This window comes from Pelagovum pacificum (assembly GCF_016134045.1).
Classification (GTDB): Bacteria; Pseudomonadota; Alphaproteobacteria; order Rhodobacterales; family Rhodobacteraceae; genus Oceanicola; species Oceanicola pacificus_A.
Genome location: NZ_CP065915.1, coordinates 1,016,827 through 1,041,029, shown reverse-complemented (window position 1 = coordinate 1,041,029; position 24,203 = coordinate 1,016,827). Strand labels below are relative to the sequence as shown.

At 66.0% G+C, this 24,203-nt stretch carries 25 protein-coding genes and 1 tRNA gene; 5 read left to right on the top strand and 21 right to left on the bottom strand.

Annotated features, from left to right (window positions below; all coding sequences use genetic code 11):
- Nucleotides 1–19: 19 nt before the first annotated feature.
- Both I8N54_RS05300 and I8N54_RS05295 read right to left on the bottom strand, forming a co-directional pair.
- The gene (locus I8N54_RS05300; protein WP_140193560.1) at nucleotides 20–337 is read right to left on the bottom strand and encodes a hypothetical protein; all 318 of its coding nucleotides are present in this window, start codon (nucleotides 335–337) and stop codon (nucleotides 20–22) included.
- Between the two features lie 7 nt (nucleotides 338–344).
- On the bottom strand, nucleotides 345–1,919 hold the full coding sequence (locus I8N54_RS05295; RefSeq protein WP_140193561.1) for a Re/Si-specific NAD(P)(+) transhydrogenase subunit alpha: 1,575 nt from the start codon (nucleotides 1,917–1,919) through the stop codon (nucleotides 345–347).
- Between the two features lie 490 nt (nucleotides 1,920–2,409).
- Between I8N54_RS05295 and I8N54_RS05290 the strand changes: the two genes are divergently transcribed.
- Nucleotides 2,410–5,406: a Hint domain-containing protein gene (locus I8N54_RS05290; protein WP_140193562.1), complete on the top strand. Its 2,997-nt coding sequence runs from the start codon at nucleotides 2,410–2,412 to the stop codon at nucleotides 5,404–5,406.
- A 25-nt stretch (nucleotides 5,407–5,431) separates the two neighbouring features.
- Here I8N54_RS05290 and I8N54_RS05285 read toward each other — a convergent pair whose 3' ends face one another.
- A complete protein-coding gene (locus I8N54_RS05285) occupies nucleotides 5,432–6,118 on the bottom strand; it encodes a D-lyxose/D-mannose family sugar isomerase (RefSeq protein ID WP_140193563.1) in 687 nt (228 codons plus the stop codon).
- Between the two features lie 42 nt (nucleotides 6,119–6,160).
- Between I8N54_RS05285 and I8N54_RS05280 the strand changes: the two genes are divergently transcribed.
- A complete protein-coding gene (locus I8N54_RS05280; protein WP_140193564.1) occupies nucleotides 6,161–6,700 on the top strand; it encodes a hypothetical protein in 540 nt (179 codons plus the stop codon).
- A gap of 12 nt (nucleotides 6,701–6,712) precedes the next feature.
- Here I8N54_RS05280 and I8N54_RS05275 read toward each other — a convergent pair whose 3' ends face one another.
- The 5 genes from I8N54_RS05275 to I8N54_RS05255 form a co-directional block, all read right to left on the bottom strand.
- Nucleotides 6,713–7,492: a gamma-glutamyl-gamma-aminobutyrate hydrolase family protein gene (locus tag I8N54_RS05275; protein ID WP_140193565.1), complete on the bottom strand. Its 780-nt coding sequence runs from the start codon at nucleotides 7,490–7,492 to the stop codon at nucleotides 6,713–6,715.
- Nucleotides 7,493–7,753: 261 nt separating this feature from the next.
- On the bottom strand, nucleotides 7,754–8,179 hold the full coding sequence (locus tag I8N54_RS05270) for a GlcG/HbpS family heme-binding protein (RefSeq protein ID WP_140193566.1): 426 nt from the start codon (nucleotides 8,177–8,179) through the stop codon (nucleotides 7,754–7,756).
- Between the two features lie 12 nt (nucleotides 8,180–8,191).
- Nucleotides 8,192–9,241 carry an alpha/beta hydrolase gene (locus tag I8N54_RS05265; RefSeq protein ID WP_140193567.1) on the bottom strand — a complete coding sequence of 350 codons (1,050 nt, stop codon included), beginning with the start codon at nucleotides 9,239–9,241 and terminating at the stop codon, nucleotides 8,192–8,194.
- Nucleotides 9,238–11,394, bottom strand: coding sequence for a malate synthase G (locus I8N54_RS05260; protein ID WP_140193568.1), 2,157 nt, complete (start codon nucleotides 11,392–11,394; stop codon nucleotides 9,238–9,240). The genes I8N54_RS05265 and I8N54_RS05260 overlap by 4 nt, the downstream gene beginning before the upstream one ends.
- A 69-nt stretch (nucleotides 11,395–11,463) precedes the next feature.
- Nucleotides 11,464–11,703: a hypothetical protein gene (locus I8N54_RS05255; RefSeq protein WP_140193569.1), complete on the bottom strand. Its 240-nt coding sequence runs from the start codon at nucleotides 11,701–11,703 to the stop codon at nucleotides 11,464–11,466.
- Nucleotides 11,704–11,787: 84 nt separating this feature from the next.
- Here I8N54_RS05255 and pepN point away from each other — a divergent pair, with 84 nt between their 5' ends.
- Nucleotides 11,788–14,370 (top strand): aminopeptidase N, encoded by a 2,583-nt coding sequence (gene pepN, locus I8N54_RS05250; RefSeq protein ID WP_140193570.1) that lies wholly within the window; start codon nucleotides 11,788–11,790, stop codon nucleotides 14,368–14,370.
- Nucleotides 14,371–14,389: 19 nt separating this feature from the next.
- Here pepN and I8N54_RS05245 read toward each other — a convergent pair whose 3' ends face one another.
- From I8N54_RS05245 to I8N54_RS05185, 13 genes are all read right to left on the bottom strand, one after another.
- Nucleotides 14,390–14,572: a DNA gyrase inhibitor YacG gene (locus tag I8N54_RS05245; protein ID WP_140193571.1), complete on the bottom strand. Its 183-nt coding sequence runs from the start codon at nucleotides 14,570–14,572 to the stop codon at nucleotides 14,390–14,392.
- Complete coding sequence (locus tag I8N54_RS05240; RefSeq protein WP_140193572.1) at nucleotides 14,572–15,600, bottom strand: ribonuclease E/G; 1,029 nt, start codon at nucleotides 15,598–15,600, stop codon at nucleotides 14,572–14,574. Before I8N54_RS05240 ends, I8N54_RS05245 begins: the two co-directional genes overlap by 1 nt.
- Nucleotides 15,597–16,199 (bottom strand): Maf family protein, encoded by a 603-nt coding sequence (locus I8N54_RS05235; RefSeq protein WP_140193573.1) that lies wholly within the window; start codon nucleotides 16,197–16,199, stop codon nucleotides 15,597–15,599. Before I8N54_RS05235 ends, I8N54_RS05240 begins: the two co-directional genes overlap by 4 nt.
- Nucleotides 16,196–16,414 (bottom strand): translation initiation factor IF-1, encoded by a 219-nt coding sequence (gene infA, locus I8N54_RS05230; RefSeq protein ID WP_007256914.1) that lies wholly within the window; start codon nucleotides 16,412–16,414, stop codon nucleotides 16,196–16,198. The genes I8N54_RS05235 and infA overlap by 4 nt, the downstream gene beginning before the upstream one ends.
- 81 nt (nucleotides 16,415–16,495) lie before the next feature.
- Nucleotides 16,496–17,362: a carbon-nitrogen hydrolase family protein gene (locus I8N54_RS05225; RefSeq protein WP_140193574.1), complete on the bottom strand. Its 867-nt coding sequence runs from the start codon at nucleotides 17,360–17,362 to the stop codon at nucleotides 16,496–16,498.
- Nucleotides 17,359–17,946: a GNAT family N-acetyltransferase gene (locus I8N54_RS05220; RefSeq protein ID WP_140193575.1), complete on the bottom strand. Its 588-nt coding sequence runs from the start codon at nucleotides 17,944–17,946 to the stop codon at nucleotides 17,359–17,361. Before I8N54_RS05220 ends, I8N54_RS05225 begins: the two co-directional genes overlap by 4 nt.
- Entirely contained in the window at nucleotides 17,943–18,338 is a 396-nt protein-coding gene (locus tag I8N54_RS05215) for a ketosteroid isomerase-related protein (RefSeq protein WP_140193576.1), read from the bottom strand. Before I8N54_RS05215 ends, I8N54_RS05220 begins: the two co-directional genes overlap by 4 nt.
- Complete coding sequence (locus tag I8N54_RS05210; protein ID WP_140193577.1) at nucleotides 18,335–18,802, bottom strand: arsenate-mycothiol transferase ArsC; 468 nt, start codon at nucleotides 18,800–18,802, stop codon at nucleotides 18,335–18,337. Before I8N54_RS05210 ends, I8N54_RS05215 begins: the two co-directional genes overlap by 4 nt.
- 2 nt (nucleotides 18,803–18,804) lie before the next feature.
- Complete coding sequence (locus I8N54_RS05205; RefSeq protein ID WP_140193578.1) at nucleotides 18,805–19,284, bottom strand: UPF0262 family protein; 480 nt, start codon at nucleotides 19,282–19,284, stop codon at nucleotides 18,805–18,807.
- On the bottom strand, nucleotides 19,281–20,591 hold the full coding sequence (hisD, locus tag I8N54_RS05200; RefSeq protein ID WP_140193579.1) for a histidinol dehydrogenase: 1,311 nt from the start codon (nucleotides 20,589–20,591) through the stop codon (nucleotides 19,281–19,283). The genes I8N54_RS05205 and hisD overlap by 4 nt, the downstream gene beginning before the upstream one ends.
- Before the next feature lie 87 nt (nucleotides 20,592–20,678).
- A complete protein-coding gene (locus tag I8N54_RS05195) occupies nucleotides 20,679–21,155 on the bottom strand; it encodes a DUF2948 family protein (RefSeq protein WP_140193580.1) in 477 nt (158 codons plus the stop codon).
- Nucleotides 21,152–22,420, bottom strand: coding sequence for a UDP-N-acetylglucosamine 1-carboxyvinyltransferase (murA, locus tag I8N54_RS05190; RefSeq protein WP_140193581.1), 1,269 nt, complete (start codon nucleotides 22,418–22,420; stop codon nucleotides 21,152–21,154). The genes I8N54_RS05195 and murA overlap by 4 nt, the downstream gene beginning before the upstream one ends.
- Before the next feature lie 10 nt (nucleotides 22,421–22,430).
- A complete protein-coding gene (locus tag I8N54_RS05185) occupies nucleotides 22,431–22,574 on the bottom strand; it encodes a hypothetical protein (RefSeq protein WP_197097495.1) in 144 nt (47 codons plus the stop codon).
- A gap of 81 nt (nucleotides 22,575–22,655) precedes the next feature.
- Here I8N54_RS05185 and I8N54_RS05180 point away from each other — a divergent pair.
- Nucleotides 22,656–22,730 (top strand) — tRNA-Thr (locus I8N54_RS05180).
- A gap of 283 nt (nucleotides 22,731–23,013) precedes the next feature.
- Nucleotides 23,014–24,198 (top strand): HPP family protein, encoded by a 1,185-nt coding sequence (locus tag I8N54_RS05175; RefSeq protein WP_197097496.1) that lies wholly within the window; start codon nucleotides 23,014–23,016, stop codon nucleotides 24,196–24,198.
- Nucleotides 24,199–24,203: the final 5 nt, after the last annotated feature.

Sequence of the window (24,203 nt, the reverse complement as noted above, 5' to 3'; positions counted from 1 at the left end):
GGCCTCCCGATGGTGGTATTCATTGCGTTTGCTCCTCCGGTGCGGCGCCGGTCCGCGACAGCTGCGATCCGAAGAACGCGTTGCCGGCGAGGATCAGGATCAGGATCATGGCGGCGTGGTTGCGTAAGCTCTCGCCCGGGGTTCCCGGCTCCGCCGGGCGGGCGATCAGCAGGGCCGCGACCATGCAGAGCACGACCATGACGACACTGTAGACGATGGTGACGATCGTGATGGTGCCGGTGGGTGCCGTCAGGGTCAGCAGGACCAGCACCACCCAGAGGGCGGCGCCCCCGCGAACGAGCCGGAGCCATGCGGTCTGACGTTCGGGTGCGGACATCAGGGGGTCAGGACTTCTGGAACATGGCGAGCATGCGCCGCGTGACGAGGAAGCCGCCCACGATGTTGATCGTGGCGATCAGCACCGCGACCAGACTCAGCAACATGACGAGGAAGTTCCCCGACCCGATCTGCAGCAGCGCGCCGAGGATGACGATCCCCGAAATCGCGTTGGTCACGGCCATCAGCGGCGTATGCAGCGCGTGGCTGACGTTCCAGATGACCTGGAACCCGATGAAGCAGGACAGCGCGAAGACGATGAAGTGGCTCATGAAGCTCTCGGGCGCCCATGCGCCGATCAGAAGCAGCAGGAGCCCGCCGCCGACCAGCAGCCCGACCTGGCTTCGGGTCTGGGCCTTGAAGGCGGCGACTTCGTTCGCCCGCTTCTCTTCCGGGGTCAGCTCCTTCGGCTTCTCCTTCTTTGGCTGCGCCGCGATGGCCTGCACCTTGGGCGGCGGCGGCGGGAAGGTGATCTTGCTCTCGTGCGTCACGGTCGCGCCGCGGATCACATCGTCTTCCATGTCGTGCACGACCATTCCGTCCTTTTCGGGCGTCAGGTCGGAGATCATGTGCCGCACGTTGGTCGCGTAGAGCGTGGAGCTCTGTTGCGCCATCCGCGAGGGGAAGTCGGTGTAGCCGACGATGGTCACGCCATTGTCGGTGATAAGCTTCTCGTCGGCCTGCGTCAGCTCGCAGTTGCCGCCCCGCTCCGCGGCGAGGTCGACGATGACGGAGCCGGGCTTCATCGCCTCGACCATGTCCTTGGTCCAGAGCACCGGCGCATCGCGGCCGGGGATCAGGGCGGTGGTGATGACGATGTCGACTTCGGGCGCGAGTTCGCGGAACTTCTCGAGCTGCTTCTCGCGGAACTCGGGCGACGATGGCGCGGCGTAACCGCCGGTGGCCGACCCGTCCTGCGAGCTTTCCTCGAAGTCGAGGTAGACGAACTCCGCGCCCATGGACTCGATCTGTTCGGCCACTTCGGGGCGCACGTCGAAGGCGTAGGTGATCGCGCCGAGCGACGTCGAGGTGCCGATCGCGGCGAGGCCGGCGACCCCTGCCCCGACGACCAGCACCTTGGCCGGCGGCACCTTGCCCGCCGCGGTCACCTGCCCGGTGAAGAAGCGGCCGAAGTTGTTGCCGGCCTCCATCACCGCCCGGTAGCCGGCGATGTTGGCCATCGAGGACAGCGCATCCATCTTCTGGGCGCGGCTGATGCGCGGCACCATGTCCATCGCGATGACCGAAGCCCCGCGATCCTTCGCGAGGTCCAGAAGGTCGCCGTTTTGCGCAGGATAGAAGAAGGAGATCAGGAGCTGATCCTCGCGCAGCAGCGCGATCTCGTCCTCGGTCGGCGGGCGCACCTTGGCGACGATGTCGGCGGCATCGTAAAGCGTGGCTGCACTCGCCGCGATCTCGACACCCGCCTCTTCGTAGGCGGCATCGAGGAAGCCGGCCTCTTCACCCGCCCCTGCCTCGATCACGCAGGAATAACCCAGCTTCTGCAGGTCCTTCGCGGAGGCTGGCGTCATCGCGACCCGATCCTCGCCGTGATGGACTTCCTTCGGTGTTCCGATGCGCATCAGGATTGCTCCCCCGGTCCGTGCAACTGTTGGCGAAGTGGTATCGGCCAGAACCCGGCTTCACAAGCGGAGCGACAGGGCGAGTCGCCGCAAGGGTACTGCGGGCTCGGCGAAAGCGATTGCAGGGTTTGTCGCCCCGATGCGTCCAATGGCGCCCGGATAGGGCGGATCGGCTTGAACACCGGAGCATTGCGGCGCGACCAAGTCAGGAGTCAGGCCGGATCACCGCAAAGACGCGCATAGCGGGTGCTGCGCTGCCGCAACGTTAACCTTAACGTCACAAAATCGATCTCATTCGGCTCTGAAAAGGTCCGGCTCAACCGTCACTTTGCCCTTATCGAGCAGTTGGCCGCGTCCCTAGTCGTGGCCCGCAATTTGAAAAGTTCAGGAGACGGTGTTGCGCAACGATTTCGGGGCGGCTGGTCAATTTTTGCGACGTCGACCGGCGATCGCGGCCCCTTGCGTATTCTCCGGGCAAGAGGGCTGATCCGTGGCGACGACATTCAACGTATTCTATCTCGGCAACAACTTTGGCTCCATCGACCCGACCGAAGGGGACTCCGAGGCCGAGAACGCATCGCTCCTCATCAACCGGACCTACGGCTCGACGTCGGATCCGCTCTACAATCGCATCCAGACGCTGTCGCCGGGCTCGTATTCCGGCGGCAACTCGACGTCCTACGATCAGAACAACAGCCTTTCGAACGACACGTTCAGGATCAACGGCGGCTCGCTCCAGACCTATGACGGGACGGCCACCTACAATGCGACGCTGACCTATTCGGACGGCACGACCACCACGATCACCGCCGTCATCGTGCAGGACACGGCCGGACGCACCTACCTGTTCCCGGAGGTCACCGCCAACACCGACCAGGCGCGGCTGACGGCCAAGCCGATCACCTCCGTGCGGCTGACCGGCGTCGAGTCGCAGATGGTCAGCGGAACGACGGCCGACCGGCAGGCGACGTCCTTCGTCCAGCCCGACGGCACGGTGCACGGCACGGGTGGCGACGACACGCTGCTTCCCGGCTCGGTCGATGCAGGCAGCGACACGATCGACGGGGCCGACGGCAACAACGACATCATCGACGCGGGTGCGGGTAACGATCTTGTCCGGTCCGGCAACGGGGCCGACCTGATCTACGGCGGAACCGGCAACGACTCGCTGTTCGGCGAGGCCGGCAACGACGTCGTCTACGGCGGCGACGGGATCGACACGCTCTATGGGGGCACCGGAGACGACCGGCTCTATGGCGACGCCAGCTCGGACACGATCTACGGCGACGAAGGTTATGACACGCTCTACGGCGGCGCCGGGGCGGATACGCTCTATGGCGGGTTGGAAAACGACACGCTGTACGGCGGCGACAATGCCGACCGGCTCGAAGGCGGCGCCGGCAACGACACGCTGCATGGCGATGCCGGCGACGACCGGCTCTATGGCGACAGCGGCATCGATACGCTCTACGGCGGAACGGGCGCGGATTCGCTCTACGGCGGCACCGAAAGCGACACGCTCTACGGTGGCGACAACGACGACCTGCTGCAGGGCGGCACGGGCGCCGACACGCTGTACGGCGACGCCGGCAACGACACGCTCTCGGGCGAGGACGGGGCCGACGCGCTTTACGGCGGGCTCGGCGACGACACGCTGCTCGGCGGGATCGGCAATGACACGCTCGCCGGCAATGCCGGGAGCGACAGCGTCTCGGGCGGGACTGGCGACGACTTCATCTTCGGCGACGATGTCGAGATCACGTTCGAGGACCTGATCGTCAACGGCTCTTTCGAGGACTTCACCGGAGTCACCGACACGGCTTACGGCGGGGTGGCGACGGGCTCCATCATCGGCTGGACCTCCTACGACCCCAACAACACGTTCGACCTGCACGATGACGGCAAGGGCAATACCTACGCCACCGACGGCACGCACACGCTCGACATGGGCGGGTCGCCCAACAACCTGCATGTCTACCAGGACATTCCCGGCGTCATGGAGGGCGAGACCTACGACCTCTCCTTCGATGCCGGCGACCTCGACTTCACGGCCAACAACATCCTTGAGGTCTACTGGAACGGCGAGCTGATCGACACGATCGATGCGGTCGACGGCGGTATGCAGAACTACAGCTACGAGCTGATCGGCGGCTCGGGCAACGGGAGCAACCGTCTCGAATTCCGCGAGACCGGGGTGATCGACAACCACGGCACGCAGATCGACAACGTGCAGCTCATCGGCCCGACCTGGACAACAAGCACTGCCGGATCGGCCGACACGCTTGCCGGGGACGCGGGCGAGGACAGCGTCTTCGGCGGCCTGGGCAACGACAGCATCACCGGCGGGGACGGCAACGACCTGCTCTGGGGTGGTGCGGGCGACGACCGTATCGACGGCGGCGCGGACAACGACCGGATCGACGGCGGCGACGGGAACGACAGCCTCACCGGCGGATCGGGCAACGATTCCATCAGCGGTGGCCTCGGCGCCGACACGATCGACGGTGGCACCGGCGACGACCTGGTCTACGGCGGCGACGGCAACGACAGCCTCACCGGCGACAGCGGTGCCGATACCCTCTATGGCGGGGCGGGCGACGACGTCATCTCCGGCGGGACCGGCGCGGACGATCTCTACGGCGGCGACGGCAACGACACCATCCGCTTCGCCGAGGCCGATACGGTCTTCGGCGGCGATGGCGACGATCTGTTCATCCTCGAGGACTTCCTCGAGAGCCTGTCGGGCGAGATCGACATCTTCGGCGGCGAAGGCGGCGAGACCAATGGCGACACGCTGCAGCTCGGCAAGCTCGCCGACCTGTCGACACTGACGATCAACAACAGCGACGATGCCGCCGGCGGCCTGTCCGGCTTCGTGCTGCTCGACGACGGGACGGTGCTGAACTTCTCGGAGATCGAGAACATCATCTGCTTCGGCGCCGGGACGCGGGTCCTGACGCCGCGTGGCGCGCGCCCGGTCGAAAGCCTGCGGATCGGCGACAAGGTCGTCACGCGTGATCACGGCCTTCAGCCGATCCGCTGGATCGGATCACGCAAGGTGCCGGGGGTCGACCGGTTCGCGCCAGTGCGAATCACGCCGCGCGCCGTGCCGGGGCTCGACCGCGACCTGATCGTGTCGCCCCAGCACCGGATGCTGTTTCAGGGCGCGCGTGCCGAACTTCTGTTCGGCGACAGCGAAGTGCTGGTGGCGGCGACTCACCTGGTGGACGGACACGCCGTCCTGCGCGAGGAGCAGACTTGGGTCACCTACTTCCACCTGATGTTCGACGAGCACGAGATCATCTTCGCCGAGGGCGCCCCGACCGAGAGCTTCCACCCCGGTCACATCGGCCTCTCCGGCGTGACGGATGCGGCGCGGGAAGAGATGTTCTCGATCTTCCCCGAACTCCGGGCAGAGCCGAACCGCTACGGCGACACCGCGCGCCGCTGTCTGAAGCGGCACGAGGCGCTGATTCTCAACGCCTAAGCCTGTCAGGCGGAGGGGCTGACCGTCAGGCCAGCCACTTCGCGTAATCGCTGACGAGGAGGTGAGTCGGCGCGACATCCTCCTCGATCTCGGCGAAACGACCGATCGGCTCACGGAAGATGTTGTCCGTCTCGTCGTCGTTCACGGTCGAGACTTCGCCGATCAGAACGTCGCCGCCATCGCCCCAGAAGGCGTGCCAGTCGCCGGGGGACAGCGTGACCGACTCACCCGGCGCGAGCGCCAGCTTGTCGCCCGGACCGTAGCGCCGCACGATCCCGTCGCACATCACCGCGCCGCCGCGATCTTCGGCGAAGTTGCCCTCGTCATCACTGCCGTAGAGCTCGACCACAAGGGTGGCGCCGCCCCGGTTGATGATGTCTTCGGCCTTAATAACATGGGTATGCATGGGGGAGAGCTGATCCTCTTTCGAGATCAGGAGCTTCTCGGCATAGCACATGCCCTTGCCGCCCTGCAGGTCGGCCAGACGGCCGTTGCGGAGGGTAAAAAGGAAGAGGCCCATCTCGTCGTAGCGGCCCGCGCCGTAGTCCGTGATGTCCCAGCCGCAGCGGGAATCGATCACGTGGCGGGCGTCGGCAGCACGCTCGCGGAACGTTTCAGGGGTCCAGTAAGCGAAGGGCGGAAGGGCGAATCCGTGCCGACGGATCATGTCATCCGCTTCGGCCATGATTTCATTGATTGTTGAGCGTTGCATTAGGCACCGTTAATAGGGACAGGAAACATTGAACAGGGCCCGATGAGAACTGCAATCCCCACTCCCCCGATCCTTCTTGCCGTCGCCGCGCTCGCACTGAGCGCGTGTGCACGCGGCGAGGTTCCCGAAATGGCGCCGATCCTGCCGCAGACGCCCGCGATTCCGTTCGTCGATATCTCGCCGGATCCGACCTACACGCCGCCGGCCAACGCCGGAGACATCCGCTGCAGTACGATCAACAACTCCGCCACAAGCGGGCCGATCCGTGCCGCGACGCTCTGGGGGCTGGAGGAATGGCGCGACTTCGCCAGCGACTCCCCCGTGCAACCGCCGGTCGGCGATCAGGACACGAGCCTGCTGGCCGCCGATATCACCGAGTTCTGCGGTGATGCGCGCGCCGGTACCGTGTTCGATGCGGTGACGGTGTTCCTGTCGGGTCGTCCCGGGTCCGTCGGCCAGTCCTTCGGCAACGCGGCCGTTCCGACGTTCAACCCCGAGGGCGGCATCGTCCAGCCGACGCCGGTCGCGGCTCAGCCGATGGCGTCCGCCGATCCTTTCTCGAGCACGACGCTCGGTCAGTAATCGACAACCGACTTATCCGGCGATGCGCTGAGGTTCCGCCCGCGCGCCGCCGGCCCAGGCACGGCACGCATCGCCGAACGCCTCGAACAGCGGCCGCGACACCGGGTCATTCGCGGCGTTGTATTCGGGGTGCCACTGCACCGACAGCGTGAAGCCCGGGGCGCCCTTGACGTAGGTCGCCTCGGGCGTTCCGTCGGGCGCGTGGCCGTCGATCACGATGCGCTTGCCGGCCTTCATGATCCCCTGCCCGTGCAGCGTGTTGGTCATCACCTCGCGCGCCCCGAACAGCCGGTGAAACGGTCCGCCTTCGGTCAGCGTCACGATGTGGCGGAGGGCGAACTTCTCTTCCAGCGTACCGTCGGGCGGCATTCGGTGATTCATCCGGCCCGGGAGGTCGCGGATCTCGGGATGCAGGGTCGAGCCCATGGCGACCGCCATTTCCTGAAAGCCCCGGCAGACGCCGAAGACCGGCTGTCCCCGCTCCACGCAGGCGCGCACCAGCGGCAGAGTGATCGCGTCGCGGGCGCGGTCGAACGCGCCATGCGCCTCGGTTTCCTCTTCGCCGTATTCCTCTGGGTGGACGTTCGGCCGTCCGCCGGTCAGCAGGAACCCGTCGCAGGCTTCGAGCAGGTCGTTCACCGACAACAGCCTCGGGTCCGCCGGCACGATCAGCGGAATGCCACCGGAGACGAGCGAGACCGCCTCGGAGTTCATCACGCCGCCGCTGTGCGTCGCGTAGGTTTCGTTGATCATGGCGAAGTTGCCGATGATGCCGATCACAGGACGGGTCATGCGCGATCCCCTTTCGCTAACAAAGCTAAACACGCGTGTTCAGCAGGAAAAGACCGATCCCCGCACCGAGAGCCGTTCACGCTTGCACATGCCTCGTTTCCGGGCAGATCGAAGTCGGACTGCGGACGGGCGGACCGTTCGCGGATGGGATAGGCGAGCCAAGGCTACGGTTTCATGCGCATTTCGGCCAAGAACGCAAAACGCCCCGACCTCGGCGCGCGGGGTCGGGGCGTCTGGGTCTGCCAGTTCGGGCAATCTCGATCAGGGAACGGCGGTCAGGCCCGCGGCCTCGATCCCGGCCAGCGCGGCGGCCTCGTCCTGATCGGACGCATCGCCGGAGATGCCGACGGCGCCGATGGTCACGTCCCCGTCCTTGACGATCACGCCGCCCGGCACCGGCACCATGCGCCCGCCGAGCGCGCCGTTCGCGGCGGCGATGAAATAGGCCTGTGCTTCGGCCCGGTCCATCTGGGCGCGACCGCCCATGCCGAGCATCACGGCCCCGTAGGCCTTGCCGCCCGCGATCTCGATCCGGCCCGGCGCCGCGCCGTCCTCACGCTCCACCGCTTTCATCGCGCCGCCAGCGTCGAGCACGACGACGGTGAGCGGTTTCAGGTTCAGCTCGCGCCCCTTGGCGAGCGCCGCGCTGATGATCGTGCGAGCGTGGTCTAGGGTGATTTCGGCCATGCCGAACTCCTTTCAGATATTGGTCAGGAAGGCGTGGAACGCCGTGTCGAAGGCCCCCGGCTTCTCGAGGTAGGGCGAGTGGCCGCAATCCTCGATCACGTGCCGCTGGACCGTGCCGCCGGCGGCCTCGTAGGCCGACAGGGCGCGTTCCGTCTGGGCGATCATCGGCTGCGGCGGGAAGACCTCCGCCCCCGGCCACCCCGGCACCGCGCCCGCCGCGCCGAGCGCACCGAGGTCGAAGCCGGAATTGTCGGCGACGATCGCGTCGTCGCTCCCCCGGATCCAGCAGATCGGCGGAGTCGGCCCCTTGGTGAAACCGAGCGGATCGTCGATCCGGTGCGGTGCCATGCCGTTGATCGGCCCCCAGTCTCCGGCGGCCACGGTCGGCCAGTTGTCCGACGGCTTCACGTCGCCGGGATAGTCCTGCTCGTCCGTGTGCTGGGCCAGCGCGGCGTCGAGGATGTCCTCCATCCGCTCCGGCACGAAGGGCGGCTTCCAGACGAAGGCGTTCAGGATGTTGCGCGTGTGGAACGGCGTCTCGCCACCCCGGTCTCCCGAGGCAAGCATCTTGGCGAACTCCGGGTTCACCGCCGACGCGCCGGTCCCTGCCCCGTCCGGATAGGCCGCGCCGCCATCGGGCAGGCAGCCGCCGAAGCCGAACGGCGAGCCGGGGCATACCTGCGTCAGGCTGAGCACCCGGCCCGAATGATCGGCGAGCAGCTGCCACAGCACTGCCCCGCCGAGCGAATGGCCAACGAAATGCGCTGCCTCGATATCGAGCGCCGCAAGCAGCGCGGCGAGGTCGTCGGACAGGTCCTTCAGCCCGCGCGTCGCGTCGACCTTGGCCTCGGGGTCAGCCTCGCCATAGGCGCGCAGGTCGGGCGCGATGGCGCGGAAACCGTCCGGCAGCCGCATCATCGTCTCTTCGAACCACGTCGCGGCAGAGAGGTTGCCGTGCACGAACACCACCGGCACCCCGTCTTCCGGCCCGTGGGAGAGCACACGTGTCTCCAGCCGGCCGCTGTCGATGCGGCGGGCTTCGGTGATCACGGGGAGGCTCACGCCTGCGCCTTTTTCTCGAGCCGGCGCTTGTGCAGAACGGGTTCGGTGTAGCCCGACGGCTGGACGCGGCCCTTGAAGACAAGGTCGCAGGCCGCCTGGAACGCGACACCGGAGAAGTCAGGCGCCATCGGCTCGTAGCTCGGGTCACCGGCGTTCTGCCGGTCGACGACCTCGGCCATCTTCTGCATCGCCGCCATCACCTGGTCGGGCGTGACCACGTTGTGATGCAGCCAGTTCGCCAGCCCCTGCGAGCTGATCCGGCACGTCGCACGGTCTTCCATCAGGCCGACATCGTTGATGTCGGGCACTTTGGAGCAGCCGACGCCCTGGTCGATCCAGCGCACGACGTAGCCGAGGATACCCTGGCAGTTGTTCTCGACCTCGCGGGTCACCTCTTCGATCTCGAAGTTGCGCCCGGTGGCGACCGGAATGGTCAACAGGTCCTCGAGCGTGCCGCGCGCTCCGCCGGCGGCGATCTTGTCCTGCACGTCGAAGACGTTCACTTCGTGGTAATGGGTCGCGTGCAAGGTGGCGGCGGTCGGCGACGGAACCCAGGCACAGGTCGCGCCCGCCTTGGGATGGCCGATCTTGGCCGTCAGCATGTCGGCCATCTTGTCCGGCATCGCCCACATGCCCTTGCCGATCTGCGCCTTGCCTTTCAGCCCGCAGGCGAGCCCGATATCGACGTTGCGATCCTCGTAGGACTTGATCCAGGCGCTGTCCTTCATCTCCCCCTTCGGGATCATCGGACCGGCCTCCATCGAGGTGTGGATCTCGTCGCCGGTGCGATCGAGGAAGCCGGTGTTGATGAAGGCCACCCGGTTCTTCGCGGCGCGGATACATTCCTTGAGGTTCACGGAGGTCCGGCGCTCTTCGTCCATGATGCCGAGCTTCACGGTATAGCGCTGCAGGCCAAGCACCTCTTCCACGCGGTCGAAGATCTCGCTGGCGAAGGCGACTTCCTCCGGACCGTGCATCTTCGGCTTCACGACGTAGACCGACCCGTGGAGCGAGTTGCGCGGCCCGCTGTCCTTCTTCAGGTCGTGCATCGCGATCAGCGTGGTGATCATCGCGTCCATCAGCCCTTCCGGCACTTCGCTGCCGTCGGGAAGGTGGATCGCGGGGTTCGTCATCAGGTGGCCGACGTTGCGCACCAGCATGAGCGAGCGGCACTTCACCTCTACGCTGTCCCCGTTCGGCGCGAGGTAGCTCGCATCCGGGTTCAGCTTGCGGGTCATCTGCTCGCCGCCCTTGGTGAACGTCTCCTCAAGGTCGCCTTTCATCAGGCCGAGCCAGTTGGAATAGGCGAGTACCTTGTCCTCGGCATCGACGCAGGCCACGGAATCTTCGCAATCCATGATGGTCGAGATCGCGGATTCCAGCCAGATGTCCGACACGCCCGCCTTGTCCGATCCGCCGATCTGCGAGGTCCGGTCGATCAGAACTTCGGCTTTCAGGCCATTGTTCTGAAGCAGGATTTGCAGTTCGCAGAGGTCGTCCTTCAGATAGCCGGCGAACTGCGACGGATCGGCGAGGCCAACCTTGTCGCTGCCGATCGTGCCGCTCAGAGCGCCGTCTTCAACAACGTACCCATCGAGGTCGGCGTGCGAGCCGCTGGCCAGCGGAAACGTTTTGTCGAGAAACTCCTTCGCCTTCTCGATCACCTGCGCGCCGCGCGCCTCGTCGTAGCCCTTGCCGGTCGGCAGCGAGCCAAGCGCATCGGTGCCGTAAAGGGCGTCGTACAGAGATCCCCATCGCGCGTTGGCGGCGTTCAGCGCGAAGCGGGCATTGGTGATCGGCACGACAAGCTGCGGCCCGGCGATCTCCGCGATCTCCGGGTCCACCCCGCCAGTGTCGATGCTGAAGTCGTCCCCTTCCGGCACGATATAGCCGATTTCACGCAGGAACGTCTCGTAAGCCGTTGAATCGAAGGGCTGGCTCTCGCGATCGAGATGCCACCGGTCGATCTGGTCCTGAATGTCCTGTCGGACCTTCAGCAACTCTCTGTTGCGGGGTGCGAGGTCGGCCAGGATGGACGCAAACCCCGACCAGAACGTATCTGCCGAGACTCCCGTCCCGGGCAGGGCCTTGTCCTCGATGAACGCCGCAAGCTCCCCGGCGACCTTAAGCCCGTTGCGATCCACTTCGGCCATGTCGTCGCTCCTTCAATGACAGTCGGCGCGAGTAGACAGAACTTTCAGGGGCGCAACAAGGGCACGGGATCAATCGGCGGGCTCTTCACCATTCGCGGCCGGGGCCGTGTCACCCTCTCCGCTCACCACTTCACCGGTGCGTCCGTCGATCTGCGTATCCGCGCCTTCGGGCTCATCGCCTGCGGCGAACAGCCAGACGCTGAAGACGACCGTGATGATGGCGACGAAGATAAGGACCACCGAGATCCCTACGATCGACGGTCTGTGTCGCTTTGCCTGCTTGTCGACGTTTGTTTCGGGTGCGGACATGTCTGTCTCCTGTGTTCCACTGCCTTGCGGGCAGAGATTCACAAACATAACGTCCGCGGGAAACCCGAGTTCCGAGAGGGCATCATGCCGGACAACCAGCACGAGAAGATTTTTCTGAGTGATTACAAGGCGTTTCCTTGGAAGGTCGATCGCGTTGATTTGACCTTCAAGCTCTCGCCAAAAGCGACGCGCGTGCTATCGCGCATCGCATTCCGTCCCGACCCGGCGGCGCCGGCCGCCCCGTTCTTCCTTCATGGCGAGTCCGTTCGGCTGATCTCCGCCGCGATCGACGGCGAGCCGGTGAGCCCCGACGTGACCGACCGCGGCCTCACCTGCGACGTCCCGGATCGGCCCTTCCTGTGGGAAGCCGAGGTCGAGATATCGCCCGAGGAGAACACCGCCCTCGAAGGGCTCTACATGTCCAACGGCATCTTCAGCACTCAGTGCGAGGCTGAAGGATTCCGGCGGATCACCTTCTATCCCGACCGCCCCGACGTGCTCGCCCGGTTCCGCGTGCGTATCGAAAGCGACCTTCCCGTTCTCCTGTCGAACGGCAACCCGGTGGCATCCGGCAAGGGCTTTGCCGAATGGGACGACCCCTGGCCCAAGCCGGCCTACCTCTTCGCGCTGGTGGCCGGCGACCTGCAGCCGGTGCGCGATACTTTCACGACGCGGTCGGGGCGCGAGGTCGACCTTGCGATCTGGGTCCGCAAGGGGGACGAGCACAAGTGCGCCTGGGGTCTTGAGTCTCTCAAGGCTTCCATGAAGTGGGATGAAGAGACCTACGGCCGAGAGTACCAGTTGGACATTTTCAACATCGTCGCCGTTAGTGACTTCAATGCCGGGGCGATGGAGAATACCGGCTTGAACATTTTCAACTCCGCGCTGGTTCTCGCCTCTCCCGAGACCGCCACCGACGCGGAGTTCGAGCGGATCGAGGGCGTGATAGCTCACGAGTACTTCCACAACTGGACCGGCAACCGCGTCACCTGCCGCGACTGGTTCCAGCTGTCGCTCAAAGAAGGCCTGACCGTCTACCGCGACCAGCAGTTCACGTCCGACATGCGCTCCGCCCCGGTGAAACGGATCGAGGACGCTCTCTTGCTGCGCGCCCGCCAGTTCCGCGAGGACGGCGGCCCCCTCGCCCACCCGGTGCGGCCGGAAAGCTTCGTCGAGATCAACAATTTCTACACGCTAACCGTCTACGAGAAGGGGGCGGAGGTCGTCGGCATGCTGAAACGCCTCGTCGGCGACAACGCCTGGCGCGCCGGCTGTGACCTCTATTTCGAACGGCACGATGGTGAGGCCGTCACGATCGAGGATTGGCTCGCCGCTTTCGCGGACACGATGGGCCGCGACCTCGAACAGTTCAAACGCTGGTATTCGCAGGCCGGGACGCCGCGCCTGTCGGTGAAGGAGGATTGGGACGGACAGACCTACAAGCTGACGCTGACGCAAAGCACGCCTCCGACGCCGGGCCAGTCCGACAAGCTGCCGCTGGTGATCCCCGTGGCGATCGGACTTCTGCACCCCGACGGGGCGGAAATCGTCGGCACCACGATGGTCGAGATGAGCCAGGAGACCGAGGTTCTGACCTACGACATCGCCGACCTATGCAAGCGACAGGGAAAGGACGTGGCGCGGCCCGTTCCATCACTGCTCAGGGGCTTCTCCGCGCCGGTGATCGTGGAATTCGAGCGCCCGACGGAAGAGAATGCCTTCCTGCTGGCCCATGACACCGACCCGTTCAACCGCTGGGAAGCGGGCCGCAACCTGTCGCGGGAAGTGCTGCTCAAGCGCGCTGCGGGTGAAGAGGCGGACGATGCGCATCTCGTGAAAGGCATCTCGTCCGTGCTGCGCGACACGCACCTCGACCCGGCGTTCAAGGCGCTGGTGCTCGGCCTGCCGTCCGAGGACGATATCGCCCAAGGGCTGCACGCGGCGGGCAAGACCCCCGATCCGACCGCGATCCACGCGGCGGGCGAAGCGCTGCGCGACCGCATCGCGGAAGAGCTGGAACCGCTGCTGGCAAAGACCTTCGACGAAAACCAGGTCCCCGGCCCCTACAGCCCCGACGCGGCCGCAGCGGGCAAACGCAGCCTCGCCAACCGGTGTCTCGGGCTGCTGTCGCGGCGCGACGATGGCGCACGCGCTGCGGCGCAATACGACAGCGCAGACAACATGACCCTGTCGCTCGCGGCGCTGAGCGCACTGCTCAACATCGGCAAGGGCGATGCGCAACTCGCTGATTTCGAAACGAAATGGCGCGACGATCCGCTGGTCATGGACAAGTGGTTCTCGCTTCAGGTCGCCAGCGCCGCACCCGAGGACGCCGCCACGACGGCGGACCGCCTCACCGGGCACCCGGCGTTCAACTGGAAGAACCCGAACCGCTTCCGCTCCGTTTTCTCGCCGCTGGCCAACGCCAATCCGGCGGGCTTCCATGACCCGTCGGGCAAGGCTTACGAGCTGATGGCGGACTGGCTGATCCGGCTCGACCCCGTGAACCCGTCGATCGCCGCACGCGGCTCGACGGCGTTCGACACGTGGGAGCGCTATGACACCGGGCGGCAGGAGAAGATGCGCGCCGCGCTGCAACGCATTCTCGACACGCCGAACCTGAGCCGGGACACGCGCGAGATGGTCAGCCGCATCCTCGGCGACTGAGGATCACCAAACGACGGGGTCAGTGGGGGAGATTGCGGCGCTCCTCGCGCTCGGCCTCGTCGAAATCCTCTTCCGTCGCAGGCTCGCCCGGCAGGCGATAGTCGCCACCAAGCCACTTGGCGAGGTCGATGTCGGCGCAGCGCTTGGAGCAGAACGGGCGGACCTTCTCATCCGTTACCTTGCCGCAGATCGGGCAGCTCATCAGGGCCTCCAGACACGCGCGAGCGGCGCGCGTTCGCGTTTCCTCTGCAACTCGTAATGGCCAAGCGGGGTCCATCCGACGAGGGCCGTCTCGATCGGATCGGACCGGAAGGCGGCGCGCAGCGAGGTTTCGACCTGCTTGCGGTTGGCCTTCGACATCGGCGCGAAATCAACCGTGATCTGCCCGCCGAGGCCGAGCACCCGCAACGTGCGCGGTAGCGCCTTGGCCGCCGCGATATTCGCCTTCAGACCCGCCGCAGGCGAAGTGTCACCGCCCGTGTCGACATCCACCGCGACGAGCGCACGGGTCGGCTGGACCGCCATGTCGCCCGCGCCGAGCGGCACGACGCCGGCGGTCAGCGTCTCGAGCGCATCAAGCACGCCTTCACGCTCGAACCCGCCCGGCTCCGTCACGACGTCCTGCACGCCTTCCCACTCCCGCCAGGCGAGCGTGTGCGGGCTGTCACCGTCGATCAGCGACAACGGCTCGCGACCCTCGGCATCCGCCGCGACGGCGTCCGCGAGCGAGAGCATGGCGGTGATGTCCTCGGCGATATCCTCTTCCGACGCCCCCTCGCAGGCGGAACGCAGGATCAGGCCCATGCCGTCAGGGACGAGGTCGTGGGCGATGTCCTTCAGGCGGACCTGTTCCTCCTCCTCGCGGATGCGGCGGGAGACGTTGAGCCCCGGCGCATCGGGCGTGGCAATGGCGTAGCGGCTCTTGAACAGGATCTTCGGCGTCAGCGGCACGGCCTTGCCGTCTTCCACGTATCCGGTCACCTGTACGAGAAGCGGTTGCCCGGGCGACAAGCCCTTGACCTGGCGCAGAAATCCCGACCCGCCATCGGGCAGGCGCACGGTCATGCCGCCCTGCCCCTTCATCGGCCGGTCGCAGATCGCGCGATAGATCGTGCCGGGTCGTGGCCGGTCGGGATCGTCGATCAGGAAGTCGTCGAGCTGGCCGTCGACCAGCAGCGCGGCGGCCTCCTGCCCGTTGATATGGTCGAGAACGACGCGGCGGCCCTTCATGGCTTGCCTCCGAATACCAGTCCCATGGTGCGCAACAGGGTCGCCGTCTCCGCCAGCGGCAAGCCGACGACACCGGTGAAGGATCCGTTGATCCAAGGGATCAGGGCACCCGCCGGCCCCTGGATCGCGTAGGCACCCGCCTTGCCGTCCCAGTCGCCGGTGTCGAGGTAGTTGCTGATCTCGGTTTCCGAGAGCACCTTCATCTTAACCGCGGTCTCCACATCCTTCACGCGGATCTCGTCGCCGCGCCGGGCGGCAATGGCGGTGATGACCCGGTGGCGGCGCCCCGAGAGCAGGCGCAGAAAGGCGTCAGCCTCGGCACGGTCGGCGGGCTTTCCCATGATCCGGCGGCCCGCCGCGACGGTGGTGTCGGCGCAGAGCACCAGCTCATCGTCGGACGGCACGCTCGCCTCCGCCTTCTGGCGGGCAATGCGGTTCACGTAATCACGGGGTTTTTCGCCCTTGCCGGGCGTCTCGTCGATGTCGGGCGCCCGGATCGCGGCTGGCACGATACCGAGCTGGCCGAGCAGCTCCCGCCGCCGGGGGGACCCGGAGGCGAGGACGAGCTTCAGCGCCGGATCTGGCGCCCTGGCATTCACCTGAAGCGGTAGTTGATCCGACCCTTGGTCAGATCGTACGGCGTCATTTCGACTTGAACGCGGTCGCCTGCGAGGACGCGGATGCGGTTCTTGCGCATCTTGCCTGCCGTGTGTGCGATGATCTCATGGCCGTTCTCCAACTCGACCCGGAATGTCGCATTCGGCAGGAGCTCCTTCACGACGCCGGGGAATTCGAGAAGTTCTTCCTTGGCCATGTGGTCTCCGTCATAAATCGCCCGCCTTGGCGCGGACGCGGTGTAAATGCGCTCGATCACCACGCTTTTCAAGGGAAATCGTCAGAGGCGGAGCGTCCTGACATCCGTGACGCGATGATCCTGTTCGGACCAGTGGGCAACGTTGCCGACCTGGCCCGAGCGGCGTGCCGCCGTCACGTCCGACAGCGACACATCCACCAACGCCCAGCCCTGCCGATCGGTTTCCGTCTGGGCAAGGATCCCGTCGGGCGGCAGTCCGAGGTCGGGTGGCGTGAAGACGGCCGCGCGCCCGGTCGAGCTGTCGATCGGCTCGCAACCGGACACCTGTCCGACAAGCGGCGCCTGTACGACGAGGCACTGCCCTTCCACCGCACGGGCGCGGCAGGAGACCCGGACACGTGTCTGTCCCTGCGGCAGGTCGGTGCAGGAAGGGACGAGGATCGCATCGGCCCCCGCTTCGACAAGGGCCCGTGCCAGAAGGGGAAATTCGCTGTCGTAGCAGACAAGGATACCGAGCTTGCCCAACGGTGTGTCGAACAGGGTCAGCGACTCGCCGGGGACCATACCCATCTCGGTGCGCTCGTAGGGGGTCAGGATCATCTTGTCCTGCGTGCCGACCGCTCCCTCGGGCGAGACGAGCCAGGCACGGTTCACGACTCCTCTGTCGGTAACGACCGGGCCGGTGCCGGCGAGGATCCAGCTCTTGTGGATCGCGGCGATGTGCTTGGCCTGTTCGACCCAGTCACCGGCTCGCTCCGCGGCGCGGTCGCGCCAGTGCCGCGGCGTGCCATCCGGCTCGCCCGCGATCAGCGCCGCTTCCATCGCGGCATATTCCGGCAATACGGCGAGGTCCGGCCCGGCCTCCGCGAAGAGCCGATCGAGCTTCGCCTCGTGGGCGACCCAGCCGGGCAGACGCTCGCACCGGTACGCCAGCGCGCCGACCTTCACAGCCGTTTCATCCAGAATTGCAGGGGCTTCTCGGTCTCTTCCGTCTCACCGACGTCGCGCCAGCGGAAGCGGGCAATGACACCCTCCAGCGGTTCGTAGCCGCGCTTGCGCCAGAACGGGTCCAGTGCGCGGTGATCGGCAGGCCGCAACGGATGGTCATCGGGCCGCATGACGGAGCAGAAGGCAGAATAACGGCGGCCGAGCGCGCGGGCATGCGCCTCGCGCGCGTCGAAGAAGGCGTGGCCGGCCCCCTGCCCTCGGTATTCGGCGCGCAGGACCGACTCGGCGCAGTAGAAGATCTCGGCGAGCGGTATGTCAGTGCCCTCGAATGGCGCGGCGAAATCCTCGCCATGCGCTTCCATCGGAGAGCCGGTGGCCGCCCCGACCAGACTGTCGCCGTCGAAGGCGCCGACCAGCACGGCGTCGGGGTTGTCGCGGTAGCTCGCCATGTAGCGACGTTCGTAGTCCATCGAGCCGTCGTAGATGTAGGGCCAGTCGCGGAATACGTCGATCCGCAGTGCAGCGAGGTCGTCGAGCCGATCCTCGACATCCGCGCCGCGCAGGATGCGATAGCTCAGGCTCATGAGACCTGCTTCAGCCAGTCGGCGAGGTTGTAGTAAGTCGTGACGCGGATGATCTTGCCGTCGCGCAGGGTGAAGAACGCCCCGCCAGGCAGCCGGTAAGCCTGGTTACGGGCCTCGGGCAGGCCGGGGTCGGTCTTCAGATAGGTGCCGTTCACCATGAATTCGGCTGCCGCGCGGTTGCCATCGTCGCTGGCGAAGAGCTCGATCTCGGTCAGATGTTCGTCATAGCAGTCGGACATATGTCCGCAGAAAGCGCGGAACGCCTCCTTGCCTTGACGGATCTCGCCCTCGTTGACGTGGTGGGCCACGTCCTCGTCGAGTTCGGCGAGCATCGCGTCGATGTCCTTGGCGTTGAAAGCGGCATAGTAGCGGTCCAGCACGTCGCGTGTCATGCGGTCGGGTCTCCGAAGCGGTCGATCAGTTTCTGGCGGATCTGGTCGCGGGTCTGGCGATAGGATGCAAGCTGATCCTGCCGCGTGCGGCCCAGCCCGGTGGGGTCGAGTACCGGCCAGTATTCCAGTTCGAGGTGACAATAGCGCGTCAGCTCCAGCGCCCGGCGCTGCGAGGCGGGCGACAGTGCGAGGATCAGATCGAAGGACGATAGCGTGTCGCCGAGCTGCTCCATGCTCTCGAACGACCGGACGCGATGGCGCGACAGCTCCACACCTATTTCCTGACAGACGGCAATGGCGAAGCCGTCGATCTCGAGGTCGTTCTTCACGCCGACGGACTGGATGTAGCAGCCCTGCCCGTAGAGCTGCTTCATGATGCCCTCGGCCATGGGCGAGCGGACGGCGTTGTGATCGCAGCAGAACAGGACCGAACTTGGAAGAGCCTGCGGGACCGTTGCCTTCACCGTCAGGTCTCCTTGTTGAGCACGCAGAGAAGGGTGAAAAGCCGCCGGGCCGTGTCGATGTCGATATCGGCCTTGCCGTCGAGCCGTTCCTGAAGGACGCGCGCGCCCTCGTTGTGAATGCCGCGCCGGGCCATGTCGATCGTCTCGACCTGGCGTGGGCTGTCGGAACGGACGGCGTCGTAGTAGCTCGCGCAGATCTGGTAATAGTCCTTCACGACCTGCCGGAAGGGCCCGAGCGACAGGTGGAATTCCGCCGCCGGGTCGCCGCCTTCGGTGCCGATGTCGAAGACGAAGCGCCTCTCGCGGATGCCGAGCGTCAACCGGTAGGGGCCGGGCGGGATCTCGCGACCATCCCGCGACGGCAGGGTGAAGCTGTTGTCCTCGAGCAGGTCGTAGACCGCGACCTTGCGCTCCTGGACCATCTCCGGCGTCGTGTCGGAGGTGCCGGTCTCCTCCAGTTCGATATGGCAGATCCGGGTCATGCGCCGCCCTCGTTCAGCTGGTCGAGCCGCGCCCGCACGGACAGGCCATGCGCTTCGAGTCCCTCGGCCTTCGCCAGCGTCTCCGCCGCCGGGCCGACCGCTTTCAGTGCCTCGGGCGTCATCCGCGCGATGGTCGTGCGCTTGACGAAATCCATCACCGACAGGCCGGAGGAGAAGCGCGCCGACCGGGCGGTCGGCAGCACGTGGTTCGGCCCGCCGACGTAATCGCCGATCGCCTCGGGCGTCCACTGGCCGAGGAAGAGCGCCCCGGCGTTGGTGATCTTGGCGGCCAGCGTCTCCGGATCGTCGACAACCAGTTCGAGGTGCTCGGGCGCGATCCGGTCGGAGAGCGCGGCCGCCTCGTCGAGGTCGGAGACCGTGATGATCGCGCCGAACTCCTCCCACGATTTGCCTGCGATCTCGCGCCGTTCGAGCGTTTCGAGCCGCGCCTCGACGGCGGCACGCACGGCGTCCGCCTGCGCGGGATCGGTCGTGATCAGGAGCGACTGCGCGCTTTCGTCGTGCTCCGCCTGGCTGAGCAGGTCGAGCGCGATCCAGTCGGGGTCGCCGGTGCCGTCGGAGATGACGAGGATTTCGGACGGGCCGGCGATCATGTCGATGCCCACCTGCCCGAAGACGGCGCGTTTCGCGGCGGCGACGAAGACGTTGCCGGGACCGGTGATCTTGTCCACGGGGCGCACCGTCTCGGTGCCGTAGGCCAGCGCCGCGATCGCCTGCGCACCGCCGACCCGGTAGACCTCGTCAACCCCGGCGAGGCGGCAGGCGAGCAGCACCAGCGGATTGGCGATGCCGTCCGGCATAGGGACAGTGACGGCAAGCCGGCGGACCCCGGCGACCTTGGCGGGGACGGCATTCATCAGGACCGACGAGGGATAGGAGGCGAGCCCGCCCGGCACATAGAGCCCCGCCGCGTTGACAGCCGTCCAGCGCCAGCCGAGCGTCGCGCCATGCGCATCCTGCCACGACTGGTCCGGCGGCAGCTGTCGGGCGTGGTAGTCGCGGATCCGCTCCGCCGCGAGTTCGAGCGCGGCGCGGTCCTCGTCCGTCACCTTCGCGATCTCGGTGTCGATCTCGGACTCGGAGACGCGCAGCGCCTCGGCTCCGATGGACACCCGGTCGAAGCGGTTGGTCAGCTCCACCAGCGCCGCGTCGCCACGGCTGCGGACATCGGCGATGATCTTCGCCACCGTCTCCGCCACGTCAGGCGAATCCTCGCGTTTGGCACCGAGAAGCGCCGTGAACTCGGTCTCGAACGTGGAATCGCGCGTGGAAAGGGTGCGGGCCATGAAACGTCTCCTGATCCACCCCTCTTAGCCACCGGGCCGGGAAGCGACAATCAAAGAGCGCTCATTTTGGACCGCGGCGAAGAGCGCTCACTCGTGCGCGGGCGCCTTGCCGGAGGGCGCGCGGTACGGACGGGTCACGTCGCGCAGCAACACTTCGAGCGCCTCGACCTGCACCCGGATCGCCCCGTCGCCGGCCAGCGTGACGAGGACATGTCCCGCCCCGTCCTCGCCCGGCTCGAACGTGATGGCCAGCACGGACAAGACCGTGTCCTTGTCGGAAGGGTCGATCCCCTGAACCCGCACCAGTTCGACATTCTCAATGGCGATCACCGCCTGCACCCGTTCGTAGTCGCGGGCGCGGGCCTGCGCCTTCGGGGCGTCCTCCCAGCGGAAGCGGTTCACCAGCATACCGAAACGACGGGCCTTGCGGTCCCACGTCATCTCGCCACCCGGCAAGACCCCGTCCTGTACGAGGCCGGAGATCACGGCGAGGTCCTCGGCATCGAGGGCGCGAAGGCGGAGAGGCTGCTCTCCACCGTCTTCGAAACGGGCGTCTTCGGTCACTCGCCGGCCACCCGCTCGATGTCAGCACCGACCGCGCCGAGCTTTTCTTCGACGTGCTCGTAGCCGCGGTCGAGGTGATAGACCCGGTTCACCCGCGTTTCCCCTTCTGCGGCGAGACCGGCGAGGATCAGCGACACGGAGGCCCGCAGGTCGGTCGCCATGACCGGTGCGCCTTTCATGCGCTCGACGCCGGTCACCTTCGCGGTGCCGCCCTGGACGTCTATGTTCGCGCCCATCCGCACCAGTTCGGGCGCATGCATGAAGCGGTTCTCGAAGATGCGCTCTTCCAGCACCGAGGTGCCCTCTGCGGTGCAGAGCATCGCCATCATCTGCGCCTGAAGGTCGGTCGGGAAACCGGGGAACGGTTCGGTCACCACATCGACGGCACGCGGGCGACCGTTGCGACGGGCGACCTTCAGCCCGTTGGCCGTTTCCTCGACATGAATGTCGGCGGCATCGAGCCGCTCGCAGAAGGACTGGACCAGCTCCATCGTGCCGCCGAGGCACTCCACTTCGCCACCGGCGATGACCGGGGCCAGCATGTAGGTGCCGAGCTCGATCCGGTCGGAGACGACACGGTGCGTGGCGGCATTCAGTCGGTCGACGCCCTGGATCTCGATGGTGGAGGTGCCCTCGCCGTCGATCTGGGCGCCCATCGCGCGCAGGCAGCGGGCGAGATCGACGATCTCGGGCTCACGGGCTGCATTCTCGATCAGCGTCGTGCCCTTGGCGAGCGTGGCGGCCATCAGCGCGTTCTCGGTCGCGCCCACGCTGGCAAAGCGCAGCGGCACCCGCGCGCCCTTGAGCCCGCCCCTGGCGACGGCGTGCAGGTAGCCGTCCTTCAGTTCGATCTCCGCGCCCAGCGCTTCCAGCGCGGTGACATGCAGATCCATCGGCCGGGCGCCGATGGCGCAGCCGCCGGGCAGCGACACGATCGCTTCGTGCGCGCGCGCCAGCAGCGGGCCGAGCACCAGGTTCGAAGCCCGCATCTTGCGCACGATCTCGTAGTCGGCACGCGTGGAGGTCAGGTTGTGCGAGGACAGCGCGATCACCTTGCCGTCCTGCATCGAGGTGACCTCGGCGCCGAGCGACTGGAGCAGGCTGGTCATCGTCTTGATGTCCGACAGCCGCGGCGCGTTGGTGAGCGTCAGCGGTTCGTCCGACAGAAGCGTCGCCGGCATGAGCGCCAGAGCGGCGTTCTTGGCGCCGGCGATGTTGATCTGACCCGAGAGCGGTTTGCCGCCCCTGACGATGATCGAATCCATGAGGTGACCCCTATTCCTGCTCGTCGCCGGGCTCGTCTTCCCGGTCGCGCGCCTTTGCCTGTGCCTTGCGTTTCGCGATGTTGGCCTTGAGCGCCGCCTTCAGCCGCGCCTCCCGCGTTTCGCCCGCGCCTGACTTGCCACGCTTGTCATCCATGCCCCCGGTTACCGCAAACGCCGAAAACCGTCCAGACGGGGCTTGCACGCCCGAAAGAGAGCGGCTAATCCCCGCGCCATCGCTGCCGTAGCTCAGGGGTAGAGCACTCCCTTGGTAAGGGAGAGGTCCGGAGTTCGATCCTCCGCGGCAGCACCACTTAAAGCCCTGAAAATTAGCCCTTTTGTCGCTCCGCCATAAACGTGGAGAGCGTATGTTCTGTCGTTAAGTGCGGTACAAAACGGATGTTTTCGCGAGCGATCCGTACAAATCCCGTACAACTTCGGCACCGATGTTCTGGATTCGATCTCTTTCCTCTACGAAGGGGAAAAGCCTTACCGGCAGGTCGGCGGCAATTTCGCTTCAAGCGCCGAGGACCAGATCGGCGACCTCAAGGATTCTCTCGGACCGACCTGCGGTGGCTTGCGCCTTTTTCAAACTGATGAAACTTTGCGCACGTTTCCACCGGAGGACCGACGTGCGCGCTTTGAAATCCCTTGGTCCAGCCGTTTCTCGTGTCTCAAGCGTGGAGGCTGCTCGGGCGGGCTTGGGGGCTACAATTGGCCTCGGGCTGGCCGGATTCTTCGTCCTCTCGCCCGAGATCGACACCGAGCTCGGCCTCTATCTCGTGGCGCCCTTCGGCGCCTCGTCGGTCCTGCTGTTCGCAGTTCCCAACAGTCCCCTGGCCCAGCCGTGGTCTGCCGTGGTCGGCAACACTGTCGCCGCGCTAGTCGGCGTGGCGGTCTGCATGACCATCTCCGATCCCACATCGCGTATTGCACTCGCCGTTGGGCTCGCGATCTTTGCGATGATCCTTTGCCGAGCGGTGCATCCCCCTGCCGGCGCAGTAGCAATGACTGCTGCCATGTCTCCCGAGGCTGTTTCACGACTTGGTTTCTGGTTCGCACTGGCACCAATTGCCGTTGGAACGACAGCTCTGGTGCTTATCGCCGCGGCCTACGCCCGCTTAACCGGTCGTCATTATCCGTTCCGCCAATTCGATGATCCATCAGAAAAGCGACAAGTGGACCGGCGCTCGGCAGAAGGCTTGGGCCTGTCTGAGAGTGACCTGACCGAGATCCTTGAGCGCTACCGCCAATCGTTCAATCTTGGCGTGGAGGACTTGGCTCGCTTGATCGGAGCAGCAGAAATGCAGGCCGCAGTTCGGTCATCCGGGCCAATGACGGCGGTGGATGTGATGTCACAAAATCTTGTTACGGTCTCTCCGCGCACTCCGATTGGGGAGGTTGCCGACCTGTTCAGAAGACACCGGTTCACATCGATCCCAGTCACAGAGAATTCCGGGCGCTTTCTCGGTGTGATCTTCCAGCTGCATTTGATCAGTCGAGCCCGAGATGACGCATTGCGGCTCGACCGGGGCTATACTGCCGCACTGAGGCGCATGGTTGATCCTCGTCGCTCAAAGCCAGTTCTGGCGGAGGAGGTCATGAGTGTCGCGGTTCCTCGAGCGACGACCAACACGCCCGTTGGAGCACTCCTGCCGATGATGGCAGACGCCGACGTAGACGCCGTCCCAGTTGTCCAACATGGTCAGATCGTTGGGATTGTGACGCGGACTGACCTCATTGCTGCGCTTGCAAAGAGCGCCATGCGTGGTGGCCACTAGTCTCC

Bases quoted from the DNA above. Each gene is read 5' to 3' on its own strand.
- I8N54_RS05270 (WP_140193566.1), bottom strand. From the start codon at position 8,179: ATGGCCGAAATCACCCTAGACCACGCTCGCACGATCATCAGCGCGGCG.
- infA (WP_007256914.1), bottom strand. From the start codon at position 16,414: ATGGCCAAGGAAGAACTTCTCGAATTCCCCGGCGTCGTGAAGGAGCTC.
- I8N54_RS05220 (WP_140193575.1), bottom strand. From the start codon at position 17,946: ATGAGCCTGAGCTATCGCATCCTGCGCGGCGCGGATGTCGAGGATCGG.
- I8N54_RS05245 (WP_140193571.1), bottom strand. From the start codon at position 14,572: ATGAGCTGCCCGATCTGCGGCAAGGTAACGGATGAGAAGGTCCGCCCG.
- I8N54_RS05175 (WP_197097496.1), top strand. From the start codon at position 23,014: ATGAAACTTTGCGCACGTTTCCACCGGAGGACCGACGTGCGCGCTTTG.
- I8N54_RS05205 (WP_140193578.1), bottom strand. From the start codon at position 19,284: ATGACCCGGATCTGCCATATCGAACTGGAGGAGACCGGCACCTCCGAC.
- hisD (WP_140193579.1), bottom strand. From the start codon at position 20,591: ATGGCCCGCACCCTTTCCACGCGCGATTCCACGTTCGAGACCGAGTTC.
- I8N54_RS05280 (WP_140193564.1), top strand. From the start codon at position 6,161: ATGAGAACTGCAATCCCCACTCCCCCGATCCTTCTTGCCGTCGCCGCG.
- I8N54_RS05275 (WP_140193565.1), bottom strand. From the start codon at position 7,492: ATGACCCGTCCTGTGATCGGCATCATCGGCAACTTCGCCATGATCAAC.
- I8N54_RS05285 (WP_140193563.1), bottom strand. From the start codon at position 6,118: ATGCAACGCTCAACAATCAATGAAATCATGGCCGAAGCGGATGACATG.
- murA (WP_140193581.1), bottom strand. From the start codon at position 22,420: ATGGATTCGATCATCGTCAGGGGCGGCAAACCGCTCTCGGGTCAGATC.
- I8N54_RS05300 (WP_140193560.1), bottom strand. From the start codon at position 337: ATGTCCGCACCCGAACGTCAGACCGCATGGCTCCGGCTCGTTCGCGGG.
- I8N54_RS05260 (WP_140193568.1), bottom strand. From the start codon at position 11,394: ATGGCCGAAGTGGATCGCAACGGGCTTAAGGTCGCCGGGGAGCTTGCG.
- I8N54_RS05255 (WP_140193569.1), bottom strand. From the start codon at position 11,703: ATGTCCGCACCCGAAACAAACGTCGACAAGCAGGCAAAGCGACACAGA.
- I8N54_RS05185 (WP_197097495.1), bottom strand. From the start codon at position 22,574: ATGGATGACAAGCGTGGCAAGTCAGGCGCGGGCGAAACGCGGGAGGCG.
- I8N54_RS05215 (WP_140193576.1), bottom strand. From the start codon at position 18,338: ATGACACGCGACGTGCTGGACCGCTACTATGCCGCTTTCAACGCCAAG.
- pepN (WP_140193570.1), top strand. From the start codon at position 11,788: ATGCCGGACAACCAGCACGAGAAGATTTTTCTGAGTGATTACAAGGCG.
- I8N54_RS05295 (WP_140193561.1), bottom strand. From the start codon at position 1,919: ATGCGCATCGGAACACCGAAGGAAGTCCATCACGGCGAGGATCGGGTC.
- I8N54_RS05240 (WP_140193572.1), bottom strand. From the start codon at position 15,600: ATGAAGGGCCGCCGCGTCGTTCTCGACCATATCAACGGGCAGGAGGCC.